Source organism: Hallerella porci, assembly GCF_003148885.1.
Taxonomy (GTDB): Bacteria; Fibrobacterota; Fibrobacteria; order Fibrobacterales; family Fibrobacteraceae; genus Hallerella; species Hallerella porci.
On the sequence record NZ_QGHD01000001.1, the window covers coordinates 388,772 to 396,091 of the forward strand.

At 47.3% G+C, this 7,320-nt stretch carries 4 protein-coding genes; all 4 read right to left on the reverse strand.

What is annotated here, in order from left to right; all coding sequences use genetic code 11:
• Window positions 1-6 precede the first annotated feature (6 nt).
• The 4 genes from B0H50_RS01625 to B0H50_RS01645 all read right to left on the reverse strand — a co-directional run bounded on the left by B0H50_RS01625 (window position 7) and on the right by B0H50_RS01645 (window position 7,234).
• A complete protein-coding gene (locus B0H50_RS01625; protein WP_109587138.1) occupies window positions 7-1,965 on the reverse strand; it encodes an FISUMP domain-containing protein in 1,959 nt (652 codons plus the stop codon).
• A gap of 171 nt (window positions 1,966-2,136) precedes the next feature.
• Window positions 2,137-5,319, reverse strand: a complete 3,183-nt coding sequence (locus B0H50_RS01630; RefSeq protein WP_106198151.1) for a carbohydrate binding domain-containing protein — start codon at window positions 5,317-5,319, stop codon at window positions 2,137-2,139.
• A 45-nt stretch (window positions 5,320-5,364) separates the two neighbouring features.
• Window positions 5,365-6,096, reverse strand: a complete 732-nt coding sequence (locus B0H50_RS01635; protein ID WP_106198152.1) for a DsbA family protein — start codon at window positions 6,094-6,096, stop codon at window positions 5,365-5,367.
• Between the two features lie 406 nt (window positions 6,097-6,502).
• Window positions 6,503-7,234 carry a hypothetical protein gene (locus B0H50_RS01645; RefSeq protein WP_146193653.1) on the reverse strand — a complete coding sequence of 244 codons (732 nt, stop codon included), beginning with the start codon at window positions 7,232-7,234 and terminating at the stop codon, window positions 6,503-6,505.
• Between the last annotated feature and the right edge of the window lie 86 nt (window positions 7,235-7,320).

The window sequence follows — 7,320 nt, forward strand, 5'->3', positions numbered from 1 at the left end:
CTCCTTTTACTTTGTAAGCTTCATGATGCAGTGTGCGGAATATTTTACCGTTGAATATCCTTGAACATCAAATTTATATCCATCTTCATGAATGTTTATAAAGCCACGGCCATCATCATTTTTTTCAGAGATCCAAGAGTAAAAATCGGACCCCTTAGAGTAATAAGTATCCATCGGTTTGCTATAGAAACCTTCTGCTTTTAAGCCAAGACCATATTCATTCGTGCCTTTTGTGCCCGAAGTCCACGATGTCTCATCTTTTAAGGCCGCTAAAGCTTCTGCCAGATTTTGATTATGTTCACTCAAGGAATAATCAATCAAAGCTTGCCAATCTTCGCGAGATGGGAGTCTCCACCCTGTAGGGCATGGACCCAACGACAGCTCATCAGAATACCAACCATATGACCAGGTAAACCATATTTGTCCGTTAACTTCCGCAAACTTGTAAGTAACCGAGCCATCTTTTTGCGCAAGCCATTCGTTATTTAGGCATTTAAATTTGCCGTCATTTATCGGGTAGGTAACTGTTTCACCATCCAATTTTGCGGTGCATTTTCCAATATGCGTTTCGATGAGTTTCGGTTCGCGCCATTTTTGAATTTGTTCGTCATACACATATTTTTGATGATAAATTTCTCCTTCGCCATCTTCGCCGTCTTCCCAGCCGTAAGTATCGGCTTCGTAGACCGTGGCGGTATCCCACGCCAAAACGCCTGCTGTGTTTCTAGAAACAAAGTAGCGTTCTTTGTTTACACTTTTCGCATTTTGATTCTTGATAAGCTCGTTTGCGCGGCCCGCAGCGCATTCGCCAATGCCATAAACGTTGCTCCAGAATTGATTCAAGTAAATTTGAAAGTCCGACGCTTTTGACAAATTCCAATGGGCAATGTTTTTGTGAATATCGCCAAATTCCAGGTCGTAAGCCCAGTCCGCCATTTTGACTTTGTTTTGATTTTTATCCCAAGCGCCATTGTCGGCGATGTCTTCTCTAAACTGCTTAATATTTTTCGCAATGGAGTCTTCGTTATCATCGCCCAAAAACAGTAACGATACCGCAAGCAAAAGCCCGTGATTTTGAATTTCAAGCAATTCGGCTTTGTCGTTTGAATCATTTTGGGTTTGTACATTCAAGGCAAGGGCATTCATGATTTCTTGCTGCGCCTGTTTTTTCGCGGCCTTCAGGCCGTATCCTTTTCGAACAAGTTTTAACGCGCGGTCGTATTCCAAGTGTGTAAGCAAATTAATGTTTGCTTTGACCTTGGTGCGCGGTTCGTCGACATCGGTCTTAGGAAGTTCCACTAAGGCTTGCAGCGTGATTGCTTTTGTGCTGTATTTGCCTGTCACCTCGTTTTTATATTGACCCTTGACTTCGAGAGAAATTCGTGGGTTCATCAAGTTTAAACTCGGGATGACAAATTCGCCGTTATTGCCCGAGACTTCGTCTTTAATCGTGTCCTTGCCAAATTTAAGCGTATCGTTCAAAGCTTCGCGCAAATAAACGGGCGAGTTAAATTTGAATGCGCCCTTTTGAGCAAAGCCAATCAAGTCCACGTGATTCACGCGGTAAGTAATCGTGTCCCAGATTCCGTTCTGGCATTCGTAAATCGCAGAATCCTTCGAAAACACAATGCGAAAACCTTCCCACCTGGTAAAGCAAGAATCGAACCGTTCAATCGATTTTAGGTAACGCACATCAATCGAATCCGTCACGTAGGCGGTATCGTGCTTCATCACCAAGATTGCTTTGATTGAGTCGGTTACGTAAAGTGAATCGTAATAGACCGTTTTAATCGTGTCAATTACAATTGTCGAATCGTTCACACGAATCGTATCGTAACGAACTTCGACATTTACTTGTACTTGGGCGTCTTCGGGTTTGCTTGACGTATCGTCGCCACAGGCAAGCACAAATAAAGAGGAAAGTCCATAAAGCAGAACCGCGAGCAACTTGGTTTTGAGCTTCATTTTTATTCCTAGAAAGGGGTGTTGATATTTTTAAGAAAAATAATAAAATAATATAAAATGTTTTTTTTTCTTACATTATAATAAAATGTGGTTAATCGTAGAATTTTTTTTCGGATAATAAAAAAGCCTCAGCTTTCGCTGAGGCTTTTCTGCAATTTTGCAAAGCTTTGATTATTCAAGAACAATCAAAGTAAGCGTGCGCTTGCCAACCTTGACAGGCTTGCTCAAGTCAACGGGCTTAGCCTTCTTGGAAGGATCGTTTGCCCAGCCTTCTTTGAGCTTTTCTGTCGAGCGGTCAAGAACTTGCATCTTAGCTTTACCCTTGAAGCCCGGAATGTCAAGCTTCATTTCGTAATCGCTGTACGGGTTCTTGTTTACGACAAGGAGGCTCTTCTTCTTGCCATTTTCGGTGTAGTAAGTCGTGATGAGCGATTCCTTGTCACCGGAGATGGTTGTTTCGAGGAGCTTACCGCGGAGAGCGTCAGATGCCATCTGGAAAGCCCAGTAGCTCGGACGCGGGCAGTTCATGCATTCTTCACCCGAACGAGTGAGGTAGCCGTAGTCACCGCCTTCCGGAGTCATATCGTTGTGAATATCCCAGTACTGTGCGTTGTCCACATTTTCGGTGGCGAGCATAGCGAGGTAGTCGGCAACGAAGAGACCGTTTTCAAGAGAAATCGTCTGCGGACCCGGGTTGAAGTCGACCGAGTTCCATTCGGTGAGCCAGAGTTCAATCTTCTTGTCTTTCTTGAAGTGTTCGGTCCACTTGTCGACAGTCTTGTGCAGGCGGCTGTAGATAGGAACGAGGTCCTGCGGAGCCGAGAGCATAGCGAAGTCGTTTTCTTCGCCGTAGTGCTGCGGATAGTGGTGAACGATAAGACCGTCAGCGATGTCGCCGGTTTCGCGGAGAACGTTTTCGTTCCATTCGCCATCAAGAACGCCGAGGACTGCGACCTTAATAGTCGGGTCGACTTTCTTCATCGCTTCGATGAACTTGCGAGCGCGCTTACCGTAAATGGTACCGCCGTCCTTACCATACTTTTCGTAGTACGGATGCCAGTTACCGTAGACTTCGTTACCGATTTCCCAGTACTTGATGCCCGCCTTCTTATCGACGTTCGTATGCTTCACCCATGCGGCAGCTTCTTGTTCGGTACCCGAACCGAAGTTCACCGTGAACATAGCATTCGAACCAGTCTTCTTCAACCATTCAAGGAATTCGTCGGTATCGACCATCCAGTCCTTATTGTCAAGAATTTCCTTCCAGTGGTCGTCATCAGCGCGGAGACCACCCGGGTAACGGATAATGCCGTGGTTGATGCGCTTGACGAAGTCGCGGGTCTGAACTTTGAACTTCGAATTGTCGAGCATGTCGCCATCCCAAAGTGCAGAGTTGATACCGAAGAGTCCGCCCGAAATATTCGGGTTGATGACCTTCGAAGAGCCCTTCACGTCAATCTTCACGACAGCCGGACGAGCAGCAGCCTTGACTTCTTTCTGGTTCGTGAGCTTAATGTTATCGATTTCGAAGGAACCGTTCGAACCTTCTCCACCCGGTTTGAAGTCGAGAGAAACAACGCCCTTCAAATCGAAGACGCCGTTTTCTTTTGCGTTAGGCGGTTGATAATACGGGAACTTCGAGAAGTTGCGGAACGGAACGATCACGGTTGTGCGGCCGCGAGGAACGCCGGTGTTTGCAACAAAGAGTTCGTTGCCCGCATCGCCGATTTGGACGGTGATGGACTGCCATGCACGTTCGGAGTAAACGTCGAACATGATGCCCCAGTGATTTGTCCAATCGCGGAGCTTTGCGCCATGGTTTGCTGTATTCTTTGTGAAATCAAGAACAATGTCAACCCAGTCAGACATCACGAAATGCTTGACGTTCAAAGAGTTGCCATCGAGAGTCTTGGACTTGAACGGAACTTCCACTTCGACCTGAGACTTCGGACCCTTAGACGGTTCCCAGTTGTCTTTGGCGAAGTTACCTTCGAAGTCCGAAATCACGAGATCCGGAGTCTTCGACTTCCAGTTATCCCACTTGATATCCGGGTCGATCCAGTCGATATTTTCGGTGAAGGTAATCTGGTCTACAAAGATGGTGACAGGAGCCGGCTTGCCCGGTTCGCCCTGGTTTTCACCCTTGCCGACAGAGAAGCGGATTTCTTGAATCTTATCCCACTGAACGTCCTTTGCAACTTCGGCTTGCTTGTTTGCGTCCCAAGCTTTACCCTTGTCGACGAACTTCTTCAGAGGAATCTTCACGAGTTTCCAATCGGTGCCGACTTTCGAGCCTTCGATCCAGTCGTTCAAGCTGATCTTCGTCTGGCTCTTGATGTCGTTGCCTTGGTTGTCCAAGATACCGACGTAAACTTTTTCGCCACCGAGCTTACCCTTGATCCAGAAGTAGAGACCGCCCTTGTTGCGAACCTTCGAAAGATCGATGTACTTGCCTTCGCCGAGCGAGTAAGTCACACCAGACCAGTCGTTATTATCGATGTAAAGCGCGAGGACATTCGGGTTGCCCGGAGTCTTCGAATCAGCTTCACGTTGAGCAGAAAGGCCACCGTAGCTGTAGCTGAAGCCCTTGAGCTGGTTATCGTAGAAGATGCCGTTCTTGACAGGCTTTGCCTTGCCGTCAAGTTTTTCTGGATTCTTCGGACCATCGATTACATCGCTATTTTCGTCCCAGTAGACAATCTTGGCTTTTGGCTTTGCCTTCTTGTTGCCCTTGACGATTTCGATATTATCGACCCAAATTTCGAAATCCTTTGCGCCGCTCTTATCAATCGAGAAGCGGATTTCGGCAATCTTATCCCAATCGATGCGAGCCGGGAATTCGGACTTGCGGGTGTTGTCCCAGTAGAGGCCGCGGTCCGGGAAGTCGACGAGAGGAATAGAAACTTTTTTCCAATCGGTAGTAACTGCGCCACCTTCGATGTATTTGTTCATCGGGAGCACAACTTGAGTCTTTTTACCGTCAGAAACTTCTTCGTCCAAAAGACCGATTTTAACGGATTCGCCGCCGTGTTTGCCCTTGATCATGAATTCGAGTTTCGAATCCAGCATCAACTTGTTCAAGTCGAACACTTCGTTGTAAAGGCAGATGGATGCGCCCGAGTATTCGCTCGGATCCAACTGAATGTCCAATGCGGATTTGGACTTGTAGCCGCCTTCTTTCGTAATGGTCACGCCTTTGCTTTTGCCACCGTAAGAGTAGTCGTAGCCACCCTGACGATAAGCGTCATCAAAGAACTTGTAAACGACGATGCGCGGCGGACGCTGTGCCATCGCTGCAGTCGTTGCAAGCCCTAAGAAGAGCAAAGAGGACGCCTTCAGAAATTGATGTTTCATTCGGTATGTTCCTTTTTGTTGTTGTGTTTTTAGAAATGCAAAGCCTTACTTGGCTTCTTTCAAGAGTTTTTCCACGAGTTCTGGGCTAAAGCGGTCTTGACGCTTGCCGTTGATGTAGAAATTCGGAGTTCCTTGCACGCCGACTTTTACGCCCAACTGGAAGTCTTCGTCGATGCGTTTTTGTTTTGCGGAATCGAGCGCCATGCTCTTTTCGAACTTCGCCATATCGAGTCCGACTTCCTTAGCCACTTTCTTGAAGGTTTCCGGATTGAGTTCGCGGTTATGGCTGGCGAGCGCATAACGGAATTCCCAGAATTTTCCTTGTTCTTGAGCAGCGATCGAAGCGGCTGCCGCTGGACCCGCATCTTGGTGGAAACTGAGCGGGAAATGTTTGAAGACAAATTTGATTTCGTCTTTATGCTTGTCCATCAAATCGTGAATAGCGGGAGCGATGCGTGCGCAATACGGGCACTGAAATTCCGAAAATTCAACGATGGTGAGCTTCGGATTTTTGGTGTTGCCGAAAACCGGGCTATTGCCATCGGGAATTTCCCAAACTTTATTGTCGGCTTCCATTTCAGCTTTCATCTGTTCAATCGAAAGACCGCGCTTTTCGAGACCGTATTTGAGCACTTCAAATTCTTCGTGCATTGTGGCGACTTCGGCTGCAAGACTATCGAGTTTTGCGTTTGACGAAGCAGAACCCGCAGAAGCTTGATTGCAAGCGGAAAGAGAAAAGAGAAGAGCGGCAGAAAGCGCCAACGGGAATGATTTCATGGATTATCCTTATGGTGAAATTTCGTTTGTCAAAATATATAAAAGGATGTTTGATGGAACTTAAAAAAAAGACTTTCGGTTACGAAGGAATCCGTTTTTAGAAAAACAAAAATTTACAATTGAGCGCAAAAAGCTGGACTGGAATGAAGAGCTTGTTGTGAAAAGCTTTTCTTCTGAATGAAGGATTTCCTCCGCTAGAAACCGCACTGTTCGACGGGATGAATCAATCAATCCCCGGGGATCAAGTAGTAAGAATCTTCTTTCGCAATAGTGCTGTCCAGTTCTGCGAGAGGAAATTTGAACAGGCCATCTCCCGTGGCTGCATAAAGCGTGTCGCCGACCGCGTCAAGGCTTCGAATGGCGTCTTTACTTTGGCATTCATGCTTGGTACACCAGTTGCCGTCAATCAGGGCCAACCTTTGGGGTCACTTCCGTAAGGCGGCCCGTAGTCGCCCATATAGACCATCGGAATGGAGGGGATTCTTCCGCCGGAGAACAGATGTTTTCCATCTGTCGCGAATGCGTTGATGTAATTCGGTGCACTGCTGTGAATTATCCGGAAAACCTCGCGTTGTTCGTAGTAAATGCTGTCAATCGATATCCAGTATCCGGCTTCGTCCCATTGGTAGATGATGCTTTGCGTGAGGGCGTAGAGTTTTTCTTTGTGGACGAGGAGCTCATCGATCCAATTGACGGAGTCTTCCTGAAGGTAAGGCGGAAATCGTGCGAGCTTTTGGTAGGTTCCTGAGTTCAGATCCAATTTGCAGACGCCCAAATCGTATGCAGCGACAAAGAATGTGCCGGAAATTTCTACAGTGCTCAAAAATTGCAGGCCGTCTTCCTCTTCGTATTGATCCCAACTGGAATCCTTCTGGATGGCGATGACTGTCGTGATGCGTTTTTCCGCCTTGTCAAGACTGTCCTTGTATCCGGCAATGCTTGCGACCAATCGTCCGGAAAGATTTCCGATGCCGACAACATGGAATTCTCCACCTGCGTCATTGTTTTTTTTCAACAGTCTTGTCCATGTTTTGTCTTCCGGTGAATATCGCCAGATTTCCCCGGATCGGTAGGTCCCCACATAAAGTCCGCTGGAGTCCGCAAATATTTTCTTTATGTAGGCGTCTGTCGGCGGCATCGGGCTTGCGTGGATGACGTCCGGATTCGGGGCCGGATACGGGTTCTAGGCGGCCCGCAGGAGCGGGAGGGCCGGGCGGGACCAGA